17 protein-coding genes are annotated in these 16,067 nt (G+C 39.4%); 15 read left to right on the top strand and 2 right to left on the bottom strand.

The window, feature by feature from the left end; translation table 11 throughout:
• Window positions 1–2 precede the first annotated feature (2 nt).
• The 11 genes from glgD to trhO all read left to right on the top strand — a co-directional run bounded on the left by glgD (window position 3) and on the right by trhO (window position 11,220).
• Window positions 3–1,109, top strand: a complete 1,107-nt coding sequence (glgD, locus tag ACXADT_RS14150) for a glucose-1-phosphate adenylyltransferase subunit GlgD (protein ID WP_270181988.1) — start codon at window positions 3–5, stop codon at window positions 1,107–1,109.
• 16 nt (window positions 1,110–1,125) lie between these two features.
• Window positions 1,126–2,556 carry a glycogen synthase GlgA gene (glgA, locus tag ACXADT_RS14145; protein WP_270181989.1) on the top strand — a complete coding sequence of 477 codons (1,431 nt, stop codon included), beginning with the start codon at window positions 1,126–1,128 and terminating at the stop codon, window positions 2,554–2,556.
• Window positions 2,557–2,623: 67 nt separating this feature from the next.
• On the top strand, window positions 2,624–3,646 hold the full coding sequence (locus ACXADT_RS14140; RefSeq protein ID WP_270181990.1) for an EAL domain-containing protein: 1,023 nt from the start codon (window positions 2,624–2,626) through the stop codon (window positions 3,644–3,646).
• A gap of 86 nt (window positions 3,647–3,732) precedes the next feature.
• Entirely contained in the window at window positions 3,733–4,836 is a 1,104-nt protein-coding gene (ytvI, locus tag ACXADT_RS14135; protein ID WP_270181991.1) for a sporulation integral membrane protein YtvI, read from the top strand.
• 17 nt (window positions 4,837–4,853) lie between these two features.
• Window positions 4,854–5,126 (top strand): hypothetical protein, encoded by a 273-nt coding sequence (locus ACXADT_RS14130; protein WP_474831688.1) that lies wholly within the window; start codon window positions 4,854–4,856, stop codon window positions 5,124–5,126.
• 584 nt (window positions 5,127–5,710) lie between these two features.
• Window positions 5,711–7,534, top strand: a complete 1,824-nt coding sequence (locus ACXADT_RS14125) for a reverse transcriptase/maturase family protein (protein ID WP_474831686.1) — start codon at window positions 5,711–5,713, stop codon at window positions 7,532–7,534.
• 106 nt (window positions 7,535–7,640) lie between these two features.
• Window positions 7,641–7,970 (top strand): lysozyme family protein, encoded by a 330-nt coding sequence (locus ACXADT_RS14120; protein ID WP_474831685.1) that lies wholly within the window; start codon window positions 7,641–7,643, stop codon window positions 7,968–7,970.
• 62 nt (window positions 7,971–8,032) lie between these two features.
• Entirely contained in the window at window positions 8,033–9,160 is a 1,128-nt protein-coding gene (locus ACXADT_RS14115; protein WP_474831684.1) for a conserved virulence factor C family protein, read from the top strand.
• Between the two features lie 12 nt (window positions 9,161–9,172).
• Entirely contained in the window at window positions 9,173–9,604 is a 432-nt protein-coding gene (locus ACXADT_RS14110) for a BrxA/BrxB family bacilliredoxin (protein ID WP_270182070.1), read from the top strand.
• Between the two features lie 66 nt (window positions 9,605–9,670).
• On the top strand, window positions 9,671–10,111 hold the full coding sequence (locus ACXADT_RS14105) for an OsmC family protein (RefSeq protein WP_474811937.1): 441 nt from the start codon (window positions 9,671–9,673) through the stop codon (window positions 10,109–10,111).
• 137 nt (window positions 10,112–10,248) lie between these two features.
• Complete coding sequence (gene trhO, locus ACXADT_RS14100) at window positions 10,249–11,220, top strand: oxygen-dependent tRNA uridine(34) hydroxylase TrhO (protein WP_270181995.1); 972 nt, start codon at window positions 10,249–10,251, stop codon at window positions 11,218–11,220.
• A 33-nt stretch (window positions 11,221–11,253) separates the two neighbouring features.
• Here the strand turns inward: trhO and ACXADT_RS14095 are convergent, their stop codons facing one another.
• Together ACXADT_RS14095 and ACXADT_RS14090 are read right to left on the bottom strand one after the other, a co-directional pair.
• Window positions 11,254–12,117: a hypothetical protein gene (locus ACXADT_RS14095; protein WP_474811935.1), complete on the bottom strand. Its 864-nt coding sequence runs from the start codon at window positions 12,115–12,117 to the stop codon at window positions 11,254–11,256.
• 17 nt (window positions 12,118–12,134) lie between these two features.
• Window positions 12,135–13,205 (bottom strand): toxic anion resistance protein, encoded by a 1,071-nt coding sequence (locus ACXADT_RS14090; RefSeq protein WP_474831683.1) that lies wholly within the window; start codon window positions 13,203–13,205, stop codon window positions 12,135–12,137.
• A 204-nt stretch (window positions 13,206–13,409) separates the two neighbouring features.
• Here ACXADT_RS14090 and ACXADT_RS14085 point away from each other — a divergent pair, with 204 nt between their 5' ends.
• The 4 genes from ACXADT_RS14085 to kapB all read left to right on the top strand — a co-directional run bounded on the left by ACXADT_RS14085 (window position 13,410) and on the right by kapB (window position 16,063).
• On the top strand, window positions 13,410–13,649 hold the full coding sequence (locus tag ACXADT_RS14085; protein ID WP_270181998.1) for a glutaredoxin domain-containing protein: 240 nt from the start codon (window positions 13,410–13,412) through the stop codon (window positions 13,647–13,649).
• 48 nt (window positions 13,650–13,697) lie between these two features.
• The gene (locus ACXADT_RS14080) at window positions 13,698–14,861 is read left to right on the top strand and encodes an acyl-CoA dehydrogenase family protein (protein WP_270181999.1); all 1,164 of its coding nucleotides are present in this window, start codon (window positions 13,698–13,700) and stop codon (window positions 14,859–14,861) included.
• Between the two features lie 128 nt (window positions 14,862–14,989).
• A complete protein-coding gene (locus ACXADT_RS14075) occupies window positions 14,990–15,598 on the top strand; it encodes a cell wall hydrolase (protein ID WP_474811928.1) in 609 nt (202 codons plus the stop codon).
• Between the two features lie 72 nt (window positions 15,599–15,670).
• Window positions 15,671–16,063 carry a kinase-associated lipoprotein KapB gene (gene kapB / locus ACXADT_RS14070; RefSeq protein ID WP_270182001.1) on the top strand — a complete coding sequence of 131 codons (393 nt, stop codon included), beginning with the start codon at window positions 15,671–15,673 and terminating at the stop codon, window positions 16,061–16,063.
• Window positions 16,064–16,067 lie beyond the last annotated feature (4 nt).

The raw sequence follows: 16,067 nt of genomic DNA, 5'->3' as shown, positions 1-16,067 counted from the left end.
CGATGAGAAAAGTAGTAGGTGTCATTAACTTAATCGATGAAAAGAATGATCTTAGCGAATTAACAAGTCATCGGAGCTTTGCCTCTGTTCCTTTTGCAGGGCGATATCGATTGATCGATTTTTCACTGTCAAGCATGACGAATGCAGGTATTAATACGGTTGCTGTTTTCACAAGAGAGAAATACCGTTCTTTACTAGATCATCTAGGGTCAGGGAAAGAATGGGATTTAGATAGACATCAAGGCGGATTGTTCTTCCAGCCTCCAGCAAGTGAGGAACGAATCGAAAATGGTGATATCCGTTCATTTTATGAGAATCTATCATACTTTAAGCGTAGTCTTTCAAACTATGTTGTCGTAACGAATGGAAAGTTAGTATGGAATGTAGATTTTAACAGCGTAATCGATGAACACGAAGAAAACGGTGCGGATATTACGTTAGTATATAAACCATGTGATGATCCTTATGTAAGTGGCAATACGTACAATGTTCTTTATACGAATGAAGAAAATCGTGTTGAAAAGCTAAATCTTGATGTAGAGCCACTGCCTGGGGACGACGTGTACCTGAATACCTTTGTGATGAAGTCATCCCTTCTTATTTCAATCGTTGAAGAGAGCATGGAGACGGGTAAATACAAGTCAGTTAATGAGGCAATAGCGAGTAACTTAGAGCGTTACAATGTTCACGGCTGTCATTTCGGCGGCTACGTGACATTTATCGATAACGTTGAGAGCTATTACCGCTATAGCATGGAACTACTTGACCCAAATGTAACTCAGGAACTCTTTTACAACAAAGGTCCGATCTATACGAAGGTTAAGCATGAGGCACCTGCTAAGTATGATGAGTCTTCAACCGTTGCTAATTCCTTGATTGCCAATGGCTGCAAGATTTCAGGGACAGTCGAAAATAGTATTTTATTTAGAGGAATCAGAGTAGGAAAAGGTGCGATTATTCGTAACAGTATCATCATGCAGAAGTGTGAAATCGGTGAGGGCGCTGTTATTGAGAACGTTATCCTTGATAAGGATGTATCCGTCTCACCACATGAAAAAGTGACATCTGAAGATGAACCGAGAGTAATTGCAAAGTCTACAGTTATTTAGCAGGAGGGAACAATTCATGAATGTATTGTTTGCCGCATCCGAAGGCCACCCGTTCATTAAAACGGGAGGCCTTGGTGATGTGATCGGTGCTTTACCGAAGGAACTACAAAAGCAAGGGATCAACGTATCTGTCATCCTCCCGAAATATGAGGATATGAATGAATCGTTTAAAGAAAAACTTGAGCTAAAAGAAGCAATCACGGTACCAGTTGGATGGAGACATCAATATTGTGGTATCGAAACACTTCGGTACAATGGTATTACGTATTACTTTATCGACAATGAATACTACTTTAAAAGAAGTGGTAGCTATGGATATTACGATGACGGAGAGAGGTTTTCTTTCTTCTGTAGAGCGGTCTTAGAAGCCATTCCTTACTTGGATGAACGACCAGATATCCTCCACTGTCATGATTGGCAAACTGGGATGGTACCGGTATTGAAAAAAGCGCATTACCGTAATCATCCTCACTACGATAGCATCAAGACCGTGTACACGATTCATAATTTACGCTATCAAGGGATATTTCCAAAAGACATCCTTCATGACCTTCTGGACTTGAGTGAATTACATTTCACGAATGAGGGTGTAGAATTTCACGGTAACGTAAGTTTTATGAAAGGCGGACTTACATACTCGGACTATATTACGACTGTAAGCCCTTCTTATGCTGATGAAATCAAGCAGCCTTATTTTGGAGAATATCTAGATGGGATCCTAAGGAAGAGAGAAGCTGATTTCAAAGGAATCATTAACGGAATCGATAGCGAGCTTTATGATCCATCAACAGATGCTGCGTTAAAATATACGTACCATGCATCATTTCTTCTAAAAGAAAAAAACAAAGTCGATCTTCAGGAAAAGCTTGGTCTTCAAAAAGGTGAAGGTATTCCAATGATATCTATGATCACTCGGCTTGTTGAGCAAAAGGGAATGGACTTATTCTTCAGAGTACTTCCAGAGATCATGGAAGAAAAAGTACAGGTTGTCGTTCTTGGAACTGGAGATGAGCACTACGAGCACATGCTTAGAGAGGCTGAGCATCGATACCCAGGTAGATTTTCGGCTAACATTTATTTTAATGATGACTTTGCAAGACAGCTTTATGCAGCCTCCGATCTATTTCTAATGCCTTCTCAATTTGAACCATGTGGGATCAGTCAGCTCATAGCACTACGATATGGAAGTTTACCGATCGTTCGAGAAACAGGTGGACTGAAGGACACGGTACAACCTTACAATAAGTATACGGGTGAAGGGCATGGCTTCAGTTTTGCTGATTATAATGCTCACGATATGCTAAGTACGATTCGACTCGCATTACACTACTACCATCACGAAAGTCTTACATGGAGAAAGCTCGTTGAACGTGCGATGCGATTGAATTACTCTTGGGAAAAGTCTGCTGAAACTTATTCAGACCTATATGAAAACCTCTTAAAATAGAGTTATAGTGTAGGAAGACAGGGGGCATTCCCCTGTCTTTTCTTATGATAAGGAGATGATGATAAACTTGCTCTGTAATAATTGTGGATTTATTCCAAAAGTCTTGCCGAATGGTATCTTCGAAATTACGACGCCTTCCCCGATATTGTTAGAAAGTTTAAACGCTTTATTTAACCTTTCAGGAGAAAGCTTTTTAATCCCGTATGACAACCTTACTGATTTGACAGACATATGTAGTCGGATTGACGATCATTTTAGTTCAAACGCTTCAAAAACATTTAGCTGTGCTACTTTAACTTTACGCGATGATAAGAAGCCTGCGATAGCTTTTCCGCATTTTTATGTTCGGTTGCAGAATCTGAACTATATCACCATAATGCAAGAAGGTCTGTTTACTGCACACATGCAGCCGATCTTATCACTTGAAAGAAACGAAACCGTTGCATATGAATTTCTATTGAGACCTACTAATGATCATTACTCATTTCAGCCCTTCAAACTTTTTGAAATGGCTCAAAACTCTGGTTTACAATCCTTTTTAGATAGCGCAGCTCGAACCAAAGCGATTGAAATCAGTTCAAAGTTCCTTCCGAATGGAATCAAGAGATTTATTAACTTTTTACCTTCTTCTATTTATGACCCTGCTCATTGCTTGAAGACGACATTTCGAGCAGTTGAAGACTATAACGTAAATCCTGGTGATCTGGTGTTTGAAGTGGTGGAAACGGAGCAGATTCAACGCATCGACCATTTGAAGAAAATCTTTACTTCTTATAAACAAGAAGGCATGAAAGTCGCTCTCGATGATTTAGGGACTGGGTATGCAACAAAGGAAATTCTACTAGCCTTAAAACCTGATTACGCAAAGATCGATCGACAATTTATCGATCAATGTTATAGGGATAGGAGTAAACAGGATGCATTGCGCGAAATTGCGAAACTCGCAAATGAAGAAGGAATCCAACTATTAGCTGAGGGGATCGAACGGAAAGAAGAAGCTGACTTCTGTAACGATATTGGAATCTCACTAGGCCAAGGCTATTATTTTGGCAAACCTTCTGAAAAGCCATTGTTTCATCTGCACACATAAAAAATAGGGATCTAAGCCCTTTTTTTATGGAAAAGAGAGCGTAAAAAAGATATGCTTACGTCATAAGAGTGACAAGAGGTGAAGAAATGTTAACGTTTTATAGGCAATATGCTCGTACTGCTTTCGATATTGGTTTGATTGTCTTAACAGTATTTTTAATCATGTTTGTTTTTAGCTTTTTGTTTGATATTGCAGCTCCTATCTTTGTTGGATATGTTATTTTCTTGATCATCGAACCGTTCGCTAGGTTTTTACATAGAAAAGGTTTGGGAAAAACAGTAGCAACAACGATTTCGACCCTGCTGTTTGTTTTAGTCGTATTAAGTGTAGTCTTTCTTGCTGGTGCCATTTTTGTCGTGCAATTACAAAACCTAATATCTTTGATTCCTGGCTATGTAGACATCTTTCAAGAGCAGGTGTTGAATTATGTTGAGTGGGCTCAGCTCCAGATGAATGCATTACCACCTGATGTCTTACTTAAAGCACAAGAATACTCCGTTACCGTTGTTGAGAAAGCTTCGTTTATATTGACTGGATTTCTTAATGGCATCTTTTCTTTTGTGACATCGATCCCTACGTTAATTATCAATTTTGTGATCGGCATCGTTCTTGCGTATTTTTTGAGTGTAGAAATCGAAATGTGGAAACGAATCGCGAACAAACGCACGCCTAACACATTTAAGAAAGCATATTATTTCTTAAAAGAAAACGTTCTTAGTGGGATTGGTGCTTATGTTAAAGCTCAGCTAAAACTAATCATGATTACGTTTGTTCTTGTTCTTTGCGGGCTATGGATATTAAGAGTAGATAATGCTTTTACGATCGCATTGTTAGCAGCGTTTTTTGATATTCTTCCATTGCTAGGCGTATCTGCAATCTTCTTACCATGGGCGATTTATTTGTTCATTGTGGGTCAGACTACACTAGCATTCTGGTTAATCGGTTTATTAGGAGTCGTCATGCTTGTTAGACAGATTATGGAGCCGAAAATCACTGGTGACTCTTTAGGTGTGTCTGCGTTTACAATTCTCTCCTTTATGATCATTTCTCTATCACTGTTCGGGATTGCTGGGGTCATTCTCTCGCCAATTTTATTAATTCTAATTAAGGCGCTATTCGATCACGGTTATTTAGGAAAATGGATCCATCTTCCAAGCGAAGAATTTACAGACATCAACGAACGAAAATAGGAAGGAAGAGGGCAACGTTGAAACGACCTGCACGATTGATAATAACTACGATTATAGCAAGTGTCATAATCGCACTTTTCCTGCAAGGGAACAGTGAACCGTTCCGTTTTCAATTATCGAAGTCTCATATTCCGGAAGAATACGTCGATACGTATAAAAAAGCTGCTGAAGAGTATGACATACAGTGGGAATTACTTGCTGCGGTGCATCGCGTAGAGACCAAATTTTCAACGATGGCATCTCTAGAAAGTCCAAAAGGGGCCATCGGCCATTACCAGGTGCGACCATAAGGTCATATAAGAAATCTCTCTTTGGCAAGGGAGCAAGCCAGACCACAATCGCTTGTCACCACTCAACTTATCCGTGAGGGAAACCAATATCGGGGAGTGTAGCATGTTGAGAAAGCCATAAGTTATCGAATTACCGCGATACGACTGAATGGCAAGGTGAATAGTTGTAAATAAGGATAAAAGCTAAACTGCTTGAACGATAGTCCAAGGGGATTAATGGCCCATCTATAGCGGAAGGTAATTATTAACGCTATACAGCTAAAGAGGGTAAGGTAATTGCATACTTATTCTTATTGAGTACTATATAATTGGTAGATAGTATTCAGGTGGTCTAAAGGCTGACCGTTCCCAATAAGGGAAAAAGGACGAAAGTCGTATCCGACATTACAACATGCCAGTTCTTATATGTAACTAAATGGTGATTACCTAAGTTGGAAAGCTATAAAGCTATAGCACGAGGTGCTTGAATATCCAATAAGGTAACGGAGTTCTCGTAGTAGTCCGAGGTAAGGAAAGCTTGCCACATGGCGAAGGAGAACAGCTTATCTCGTCTGACATCAAATTGGAAAGGAGCGTGAGGCTCTATGAGAAGTCCAAAAATAGTGTTAGACAATCTAGCGAAACAGACAACTCGTCAAGACTATAAATTCCGTAGAATCTATAGAAACCTGTATAATGTAGAATTTTACCTTCTAGCATACTCAAAAATATATGCCAAGGAAGGCAATATGACACAGGGTGTTGACGGTAAAACCATAGATGGTATGAGTCTAAAACGTATTGAAAATTTAATAGAACGTCTGAAAGATCAAAGCTATCAACCGCAACCATCAAAAAGGGTCTATATCCCTAAGAAAAATGGAAAAAAACGTCCGTTAGGGATTCCATCATTTGAAGATAAACTCTTACAGGAAGTTGTAAGGCTCATCCTTGAAGGAATTTATGAGAACACATTTTCCAATGTGTCCCATGGTTTTCGACCTCAAAAAAGTTGTCATACAGCCCTTTTTCAAATCAAAGAACGCTTCACAGGTGCTAAATGGTTTATTGAAGGTGACATTAAAGGTTTCTTCGATAATATAGACCATCATATACTAATCAATATTTTGAAGCGTAAAATTGAGGATGAAGCTTTTATTAATCTCATGTGGAAATTTTTAAAAGCTGGCTATATGGAAGATTGGAAGTATCATACAACTTTTAGTGGTACACCACAGGGAGGCATCATCAGTCCTATTCTTTCCAATATTTATCTTAATGAATTTGACAACTATGTATTAAAATACAAAAAACATTTTGATAAAGGAGAGTCTCGACACAGAAATAAGGAGTACAGAGCAAGGGAAAATAGACTCTATAAAGCCAAAAAGAGGTACAAAGAAAAATGGACTGAGATGACTGTAAGGGAAAAGAACGAAGCCAGGGAAGAAATAAAATCCCTTAAGAAACACATGATGGAACTTCCATACAAGGACCCGATGGATGAATCCTATAAAAGGATACAATACACAAGATATGCGGATGATTTTTTGATTGGAATTATCGGTAGTAAAGAAGATTGTAGACAGGTTAAAGATGATTTGACGGATTTTCTAATGAGTGAATTAAAAATCGAGTTATCTCAAGAAAAGACATTAATTACTCACTCAGGAGACCGAGCTAGGTTTCTCGGATATGATGTTAAAATCAGTCATGATGATTTAACTACAAAAGTTACGGCTAGTGGACATAAGCAAAGAACTAGAACGATGAGCTGTGAGCTTCTTCTACCGCATGATGTTTGGCGTAACAAACTATTAGACTACAAGGCGTTAAAAATAGACCCACATACCGGAGAATGGAAATCGACGCACCGCGCTCATCTTCTCCAAAATGATGACCTTGAAATTTTAACAACATACAACGCAGAAATAAGAGGTTTATATAATTATTACAAGTTAGCAAATAACGTCTACAAACTCGATGGTTTTAAAAACATCATGGAATATAGCATGTACAAAACTTTCGCTAACAAATATAAATCTAGCGTTAGAAAGATATTGCGAAAATACAAGGTAAATGGTCATTTTGGAGTAAGGTACAACACCTCTAAAGGTTCTAAAGTATCATTTTTCTACAAAGATGGTTTCAAGAAAAGCCATTCCCTCAATAAGCGGAGTGAAATTGATATCATCCCTACGGAACGAAATAATATTTACAGCAGGACGAGTCTAATCGAAAGGTTATTAGCAAGTGAATGTGAGTGGTGCGGTACCAAAAATATCCCTCTCGAAATACATCACATAAAAAAGCTAAAAGACCTAAAAGGCAGGAAGCGATGGGAAAAGCGAATGATTGAAAGAAACCGCAAAACCATGGCATTATGCACGACCTGCCACGTCGATTTGCATAACGGTAAACTAGATTGATAAGTGGAGAGCCGTATACATCGAGAGGTGTACGTACGGTTCGGGGAGGAGTTCACGGAAACCTGTCATGGAGACATGATAAGGCGCTGGGTTCTTACTCTACTTCATGCCTCGTACATGGCTTGGTTGGCAATATGAAGGTAGTGCCTTAGGAAAATTAAATGAGGGTGACGATATCGATATCACTGATCCTGCCTTGATTAATAAATACGGCGGCTATGGAAAAGACGGAAACGGGGATGGCAAAGCAGACCCATACAATATTACTGATGCAGCATTCACAGCCGCAAGTTATCTATCAGCTAACGGAGCGAGTGAAGGTAAGTTAGAAACCGCTCTGTATGCTTACAACCATAGTGATGAATATGTGGATGATGTATTAAGTTATTATTATGAGTACAAAGAAAATGCGACGGTTGTTACACTTAATGAGTGATGGGTCTTAATGGTACATGTTAATCACTTATGATAAAATCACTTGAAGAAGGGGGAGGTTCTATGAAGATCGTATCGATCGAACCAACACCGAGTCCAAATTCGATGAAAATCAACCTGAACGAATCGTTAGCCGCAGGGGATACGCGCCAGTATAAGCAGGGGAGTGACCTTGCTGACGCGCCGGATTATATTCAACAGCTAATGGAAGTTCCTGGTGTAAAAGAAATCTATCATGTAATGGACTTTATTGCTTTAGAACGTAATGCAAGATTTGCCTGGGAAGATATCTTACCTGGCGCAAGGGCAGCATTTGGACAAGAAACGAATGAAACGAGCAATTCGAAGGATGCCGTTGACGATGATTTCGGCGAAGTAAAAGTGTTCATTCAAATGTTTAGGGGTATTCCTATGCAGGTAAAGCTGCTCGATGGTGAAGAAGAACATCGTTTCGGTCTACCTGATCGATTTATGAAAGCGGCGATGGATGCTTCTTCAGCTTCTGACAATATGGTAATGGAACGAGAGTGGAAAGAGCAAAATCCTCGCTATGGTTCTCCGGAAGAAGTTGGCGTTGAAGTCACTGAGGAAGTATCTGCAACTTATGATGAAAAAAGACTTGGGGCACTTGTGAAAGATGCTTTTAACCCAGGACAGCCTGATTCAAGAAAACAAGAAAAGAAGCATGTTACGCTTGAGATGCTCGACCATCCAGAATGGAAGGAAAGATATGCTGCTCTAGATCGATTAGATCCAGAAATCACCGACCTTCCTTTACTAGAAAAAGCGCTACAAGATGAAAAGGCTTCTATACGTAGACTAGCTGCTGTTTATCTTGGGATGATTGAATCAAAAGACGTCTTGCCTCTACTATATAAAGCGTTGAAAGATAAGTCAGTGACTGTGAGACGTACTGCGGGAGACTGTTTGTCTGATTTAGGTTATGTAGAAGCAATTCCTGAAATGGTGGAAGCCCTATCTGATAAAAACAAGCTTGTTCGTTGGAGGGCTGCCATGTTCTTATACGAGGTAGGCGATGAATCAGCAGTACCTGCTTTAGAACAGGCAACAGAAGATCCAGAGTTCGAAGTAAAGATGCAAGCAAGGATGGCACTCGAGCGTATTAAGGGTGGCGAAGAAGCAAAAGGCTCAGTATGGCATCAAATGACGCAAGCACGGAAATCGAAATAAGAGGAGGTTCTCATAATGAATCCATATGAAGAATATATGAAACAAATGGCTCAGCCAATGCGAGACGAATTAACTTCTGCAGGTTTTAAAGAACTCACCACTGCTGAAGATGTTGCAGAATTTGTAACTGGCACGAAAGGTACAACACTAGTTGTGATCAATTCTGTCTGCGGCTGTGCGGCAGGTTTAGCGCGACCAGCAGCTCGTGAAGCAATTGAACATGAAAAGAAACCAGATCATATTGTGACAGTGTTTGCCGGACAAGATCGTGAAGCAACTGCCCAAATGAGAGAGTATCTAGAAGGATACGAACCTTCTTCTCCTTCCATGGCATTGATGAAAGATGGACAGGTTCTCCATTTCATTCCTCGTGAAGAAATTGAAGATCACGAAGTTGAAGACATCGTGGAAAACTTGACAGGAGCTTTCGAGCAATATTGTTAAATCAACCTCCACTCTGTTCCAAGAGTGGAGTTTTCTTATAAGAAAAATTAGATGGAGGTATGTAGGATGGAACATGTATTTGAGCTAAAGGGAAGCTACAAAGGCGGGAGAACTGGGAAAGGTGAAATTCATTCTGAAAATCTTTCAGCAAGTGTAACGATCCCAACGTCAATGGGGGGCTTAGATGAAGGCACCAACCCTGATGAACTATTGCTTAGCTCTTCTGCAGCTTGTTATTTTATGACGCTTGGACTTTATCTTGAAGCAAAAAAGATTCCTTTTGACGATATTCAAATCTCATCTAAATTAATTGTGAGTGAAGAAGGAAGAATACATGTTGAATCGATTCACCATTTCCCAGTTGTCTATTTGAAGGAATCTCCTGATGAATCACTGAGACAACAGATCATGGACATTGCAGAACGAGCAGAAGATGGGTGCATGATCACACGTGCCATCAAAGGAAATGTGAAGGTATTTGTAAAACCATCAATTGAAATCGTTTAGCTTCCTTACTGTGCTCATCCCTGAAACCATATGGTAATTCAAAACCATCTATTTGCATTCTAGCGAGAATTTATTATAATAATATTTTGGAGCGGTTGAGCCTGTTATGGAAACAGTGAAATAAAGGAGATACGATTATGAGCAATAAAGACTATCGCGTATTATTGTATTATAAATATGTACAAATCGATAATCCTGGAGAGTTTGTGGAGAAACACCAGGAGTTTTGTAACGAACATGAATTAAAGGGCAGAATCCTTGTTGCTGAAGAAGGCATCAATGGAACGCTTTCTGGAACAGTTGAGCAAACTCAAGCTTATATGGATATGATGCATGCTGACGAACGTTTTTCTGATCTTTTCTTTAAGATAGACGAAGCAGATGAGCATGCGTTTAAAAAGATGCACGTTCGTGAACGGCCTGAATTGGTAACTCTTCGATTAGAGGATAACCACAATCCTACCAAAGTAGGTGGAAAGCACTTATCCCCTAAAGAATGGCGTGAAGCGATGCAGGATGAGGACGTCATCATTTTAGATACTCGTAATGACTATGAGTATGAGCTTGGTCATTTCAAAGGTGCGATAAATCCAGATATCAAGAACTTCCGAGATTTACCAGAGTGGGTGCAGGAAAATCTTGCTGATAAAAAAGACAAGAAGATCTTAACTTATTGTACTGGTGGTATTCGTTGTGAAAAATTCACTGGCTGGATGATCAATCAGGGCTTTGAAGATGTGAACCAGCTTGATGGTGGCATCGTTACGTACGGTAAAGACGAGGAAACGAAAGGTGAATACTGGAACGGTCAGTGTTACGTATTCGATGAGCGGATTTCTGTTCCGATCAATCAAAAAGAGCACGTGATCGTTGGTAAAGACCATTTCACTGGTGAGCCTTGTGAGAGATACGTCAACTGCGCAAATCCAGATTGTAATAAGCAAATCATTACTTCTGAAGAGAATGAGCATAAATACTTGCGAGGGTGTTCTCATGAATGCCGAGTATCTCCACGTAATCGCTATGTGGAAGAACACGGACTATCAGAAGAAGAAGTAACAGAACGCATTCAAGCGATCATGAAAGAAAATATAGAGCAAGAAGTATAATAAAAGCTAGCTGTCTTTTTTGACAGCTAGCTTTTATTCGTTATCGTATCTCATCTTGTTAACTTTTAAGAGATGGTCAACTTTAGATAATCTTAGTTGCTCTAACTTTTCCAACAGTTGGTGAAGCGTTAGTTCCATTTTACATAACGCCTGAAACAGGTCACCGTGTCTTAATTCTTTATTATCCTTAGATAAACCGATATATCCTCCTAAAAGGTCAGGGATTTCAGTGGATAGCATCCGTTTCACTGTGTGTCTTTCCTCGATATCAAGAAGGTCTAGTTCAGGTAACATCGTACTGATGAGATTTAACAGTCGGTTTGCTCTTGAATAAATAACCCCTTTGATAGATGGGTCTTTCAAAAGCTGTTCGACCAACTGTACATTTTCTTGTAAAGTAGCATCAATTTGAGGCGCATGGGCTACGTATTTTGGACCTAATAGAGCTCGATCTAATTGTTTAATTCGATGAAAGATGCCAGAAAAATAAGGGGACCGTTTCACACTTCGCTTGATGATTCGTCCGCGATCATTGATTAAGATCAACCCCTGTTTACATTTCCCATGTTCACTCGAAGACTTAACTTGTCTTTGCCATTGTATAAAGAATTTTTTTGGGGTAGAAGAGCGAGTTTTTTGGCTGTCATACCCTGAAAAAAGAATGAGATTCCGTTTGATCTTTAAGAAAATAGTAAATCCTTTTTCTGTTCGCTTCCATTTTTCTTGTTTGTGAGAATCGTTTGAGATTTTATGAATAAATTCATCTAATAGTTGCTCTGCAAAATTTAAAAATTCATAGGAACCTACGTCTTGTAATAACGATGATTCCACAGTTTTAAATCTGGGAGGCAAAAATTTCTCCACCCATTGATATTCAGGAGAGTTTAGTAGCCCCACGTTCATAACCTCCAGTCTTATAGACGGTCTGCAGCTTCAGAAAGCTGCTTTTGCTTTACAGTTGATCCGTCAAGCTTAAGCTTCATTTCATTGTTGAGTTGTTCCATCTCAGTAATAAATAGTTTTCCACTATCGATGATTCTAGCGTTCGATTTTTCTGTAAGATCGATCGCTTCGAATACGTCGTTATAAGCTTTGCGGAAAGATTCGATCGCAATTGCAGGTTTTTCAAGAGTTTTAATCGTTTCCTCAGTGTTCTGTTTGAGCATTTCTGCATTTCGAAGCAGCATTGATTCCGTTGCTTCATTCACATTTTGAACAGCTGTGATAACTTTTTGCTGATTACCAAGTGCAAGTTGGATGGAAGCGGTAACTGTGATGATGTTTTTCGTCATCGTAACAGCATTGAAAATCGCTTCTTCTAGCTTTTCGTTATTTTCTATGATTAGATCAACGGAAGCCATCGATTGCCTCAATACCATTACAGCTTGTGACATATTTTTAACGCGGCTGACCACTTTTTGTTGAGCTTTTTGAATGGGTAGAGGATTTTCCTTCCATTCATCTTTCGCAGCTTCTTCATCAAGCATCGTCATCAACATCTGTCCAAGTTCCATTTGCTCTTCTAATCCGCCGATCCTTTCACGTGCAACATCTTTGAGTTCTCTCAACATCAAGTTGTCTTCTTGAAGTTTGTCTCTGCCTGTTAATAATGACTCAACAATAACCTCTACTTGAGATTCCACGGTCTTATACTTTTTTGCATACTGTTCGATTTCATTACGTCCAAGAACTTTGTTCATTAGCTTGTTGAACTTAGTTTTCTTTAAATAAGTCGGTTCTAGTTCAGATACATGCTCCCTTAGCTTGTGGAGGTTTTCAGGAAGATCATTATCTGGTTGATCGATCATTCCTTTTACAGGACGTTTTAACGCTTCTAAAGATTGCCCTGCGTTCCTCTGAGCATCTTCTCCTAATCCTGATAAAGATTGTAGGATTTTATCAGAGTCATCTTCATTATAAAAGCTCTGGATAATTTCTTCCGCTTTTTCTCGCTGTTTATCATTTTGTTCAGATAAGTTGTTCATATATGTCACTCCTTCAAAAGAATGAAAAGTTGAGTACCATGTAATACCTTATACGTTCTATCTTCAAAAAAAGTTTCAACTACTTGTCGGCATAATTCCCTTCATCGATCGGGAACAAACGTTTTAAAGAACAGATGTGTTGCAAGTATGAAACGCTGGTGATATGTTTTATACGGAAAAGATTCTATTAGGGAAGTGACGTTTATGAAGAATGTAAAAGTTTACACGCAGCCTGCTTGTCCGCCGTGTGAGTTTGTTAAACAATATTTCGATGTGAATGGGATAGAATATGAGCTGCTTAATATTAAAGAAGATGCAAGAGCTCGTGATGAATTGATCAATACTCATAAATCGATGTCTACGCCTACGATCGTGATCGATGAAGAAGTAATTATCGGCTTCAAGCAAGACCGAATCGATGAACTGTTAAATATAAGAACTTAATTTGCTTTTATCGTAATTGAACGGTGATAAGTAGTCAACTAAAGGAAGGTGACTTATTTGATAGAAAAATTTATTCGTAATGAGCGTGAAGAAAAACTTCATCATTTAGCGCAGGATTTAAGTGAAGAGTTACAGGAATTCGCATCGAAAATCGATGAAGAAGCGAGTATTCCAACATCGATTCTAGATCGGTTCAGAACATCTGGTTACTCAGCGCTACCTGTTCCAAAGCAATATGGTGGAGAAGACCTTTCTTTATATGAGCTTGTTTTAATTCAAGAAGAGCTAGGTAAAGGAGAGGGGGCTACTGCGCTTTCGATCGGCTGGCATCTTGGTATTTTGAAAGATCTAAACGATCGACGACCGTGGAACGACATTACATTCGGGAGACTTTCTAGAGATGTTGTAGAAGGAACGATCATTAATCGTGCTCAAACAGAGGAAAAGACAGGGGACCCTACGAGAGGTGGGCTACCTGTAACGATTGCTAAGAGAGTTGATTCAGGATATCGTTTGACAGGTAGAAAGACGTTTACAACTCTTAGTACTCATCTCGATCAGGTGATTGTGAAAGCGACTTTGGAAGACAGTGAGGAAGCTTGCGATTTCCTCATTTCTATGAAAGATGAAGGAGTTTCTATTGAAGAAACTTGGGATGTAATTGGCATGCGGGGTACGAGGAGTGATGATCTTGTTCTTAATGGTGTCCATGTCCCTGCTGAACGATTATTAGAAGTGTATGACAAAGAGCGGAAAACGAAAGCTATACCACCTGGATGGCTGTTGCATATACCTGCGGTTTACCTTGGAATTGCTGAAGCAGCTAAGCAGGAAGCGATCGAATTCGTAAATACGTATCAGCCGAACAGTTTGGATAAACCATTGAGTGAAGTGCCTCATATTCAAGATAAGATTGGACAGATTTCATTAAAACTATTGAGTGCACGCCATTTTCTATATTCTGTTGCCGATCAATGGGATAAGTATCCTGAAGAGCGAATGCAGATGCAGTCACAGCTATTCGCTGCGAAACATCAAGCAGTAAACGCGGCGATCGACGTAGTCGACCTTTCTATGAGGATAATCGGTGGTAGAAGTTTAATGAAAAAGAACAAGATTGAACGTTTATATAGAGACGTACGAGCAGGACTCCATAACCCACCTAGTGACGAATTGACGTTGCAAGTTTTAGCAAATAGTGAATTTAAATAAGGTGGAATAAGTTTCATGTTGTACGGTTTTCTGGAAATACGGCCTTCGATTTCCTATTGAAATGATGATGAATATGCTCTAACCTTTCTAACTGTGACGATTTTGAGAGATAGGAAGGGTGAGGCTAAGTGAAAAAACATGTATCATTGTTAATGATTATGACTCTTTTCATAAATCTGATCTCTTATCAATCACATCAGGTTGAAGCAGTTACTTCGGTTAAAGCAGAAACGAAACTGCCTACACGAGAATTAGATACTCCTAAAGAAACAAAACCTGATCCAGAAACAAAGCACCAGGTAGCATTACGAATGAACCTACCTATTAATAATATGAATGATGTAAAAGAAGTAAAAGGTCACCAATTATCAGTTAAAAAATACTCTGTAAAAGAAGTTGAAATGCTAGCTCGATTGATCAATGGTGAAGCTAGAGGAGAATCGTTCGAAGGGAAAGTGGCAGTTGCGGCTGTTACGCTAAACCGTGTTCGTTCATCAAAGTTCCCAAATTCGATCAAAGAGGTTATCTTTCAGAGTGGAGCATATACAGCAGTATCTGACGGTCAATATAGCAAGAAACCTGGAAAAAAGGCTTACCTTGCAGCATATGAAGCATTAAAAGGTGAAGATCCAAGCTCCGGGGCATTGTTTTACTATAATCCAAAAACAGCCACTGATGATTGGATTCGAAGCAGACATGTCATTAAGACAATTGGAAAACATGTATTTACAAGATGAAATCCTCCAGACCCTGGAGGATTTTGTGATATCATCAGGTTGTAAAAGCATTGGTGAAGGAGTGAAGACATCATGGCAGATAAAAAGTCATTTGAACAAGGTGAAATCGTTACAGCAGGTTATAAAACAGGGAGATACATTGGAGAAATCGTCGATGTGAAATCTCCCAAAGCAGTCGTTAAGGTTCTTGCAGTCATTAAGCACCCAACACAAGGGGACCTGCACAACCCGAAGCAGCTCGACGTGCCATTATTTCACCAGCGTAAGGCGCTATCACAATACGAAAAAGCGCTTGTCCCTATTTCCGCCATCAACCACTATGATGAAGAAATTCCAGATTACCTCGAGTCGTTAAAGGAAGCGGTGGACACACAAGTCAACGAACTAAAACACGAAGGTGGAAGATGGGCAGAGGCTTCTTTAATCGAGTTGGAAAAGCTTAAGGATGAATACTTTACATCGTGAGAAT

It is taken from the genome of Anaerobacillus sp. ABR4_321 (assembly GCF_056158505.1).
The sequence above is the reverse complement of the archived record's forward strand: the minus strand, read 5'-3'. Positions and strand labels throughout refer to the sequence as shown.

Excerpts from the sequence above, each read along its gene's own strand:
- glgD (WP_270181988.1), top strand. The coding sequence starts at position 3 with ATGAGAAAAGTAGTAGGTGTCATTAACTTAATCGATGAAAAGAATGAT.
- glgA (WP_270181989.1), top strand. The coding sequence starts at position 1,126 with ATGAATGTATTGTTTGCCGCATCCGAAGGCCACCCGTTCATTAAAACG.
- ytvI (WP_270181991.1), top strand. The coding sequence starts at position 3,733 with ATGTTAACGTTTTATAGGCAATATGCTCGTACTGCTTTCGATATTGGT.
- ACXADT_RS14125 (WP_474831686.1), top strand. The coding sequence starts at position 5,711 with ATGAGAAGTCCAAAAATAGTGTTAGACAATCTAGCGAAACAGACAACT.
- ACXADT_RS14120 (WP_474831685.1), top strand. The coding sequence starts at position 7,641 with ATGCCTCGTACATGGCTTGGTTGGCAATATGAAGGTAGTGCCTTAGGA.
- ACXADT_RS14115 (WP_474831684.1), top strand. The coding sequence starts at position 8,033 with ATGAAGATCGTATCGATCGAACCAACACCGAGTCCAAATTCGATGAAA.
- ACXADT_RS14105 (WP_474811937.1), top strand. The coding sequence starts at position 9,671 with ATGGAACATGTATTTGAGCTAAAGGGAAGCTACAAAGGCGGGAGAACT.
- trhO (WP_270181995.1), top strand. The coding sequence starts at position 10,249 with ATGAGCAATAAAGACTATCGCGTATTATTGTATTATAAATATGTACAA.
- ACXADT_RS14090 (WP_474831683.1), bottom strand. The coding sequence starts at position 13,205 with ATGAACAACTTATCTGAACAAAATGATAAACAGCGAGAAAAAGCGGAA.
- ACXADT_RS14085 (WP_270181998.1), top strand. The coding sequence starts at position 13,410 with ATGAAGAATGTAAAAGTTTACACGCAGCCTGCTTGTCCGCCGTGTGAG.
- kapB (WP_270182001.1), top strand. The coding sequence starts at position 15,671 with ATGGCAGATAAAAAGTCATTTGAACAAGGTGAAATCGTTACAGCAGGT.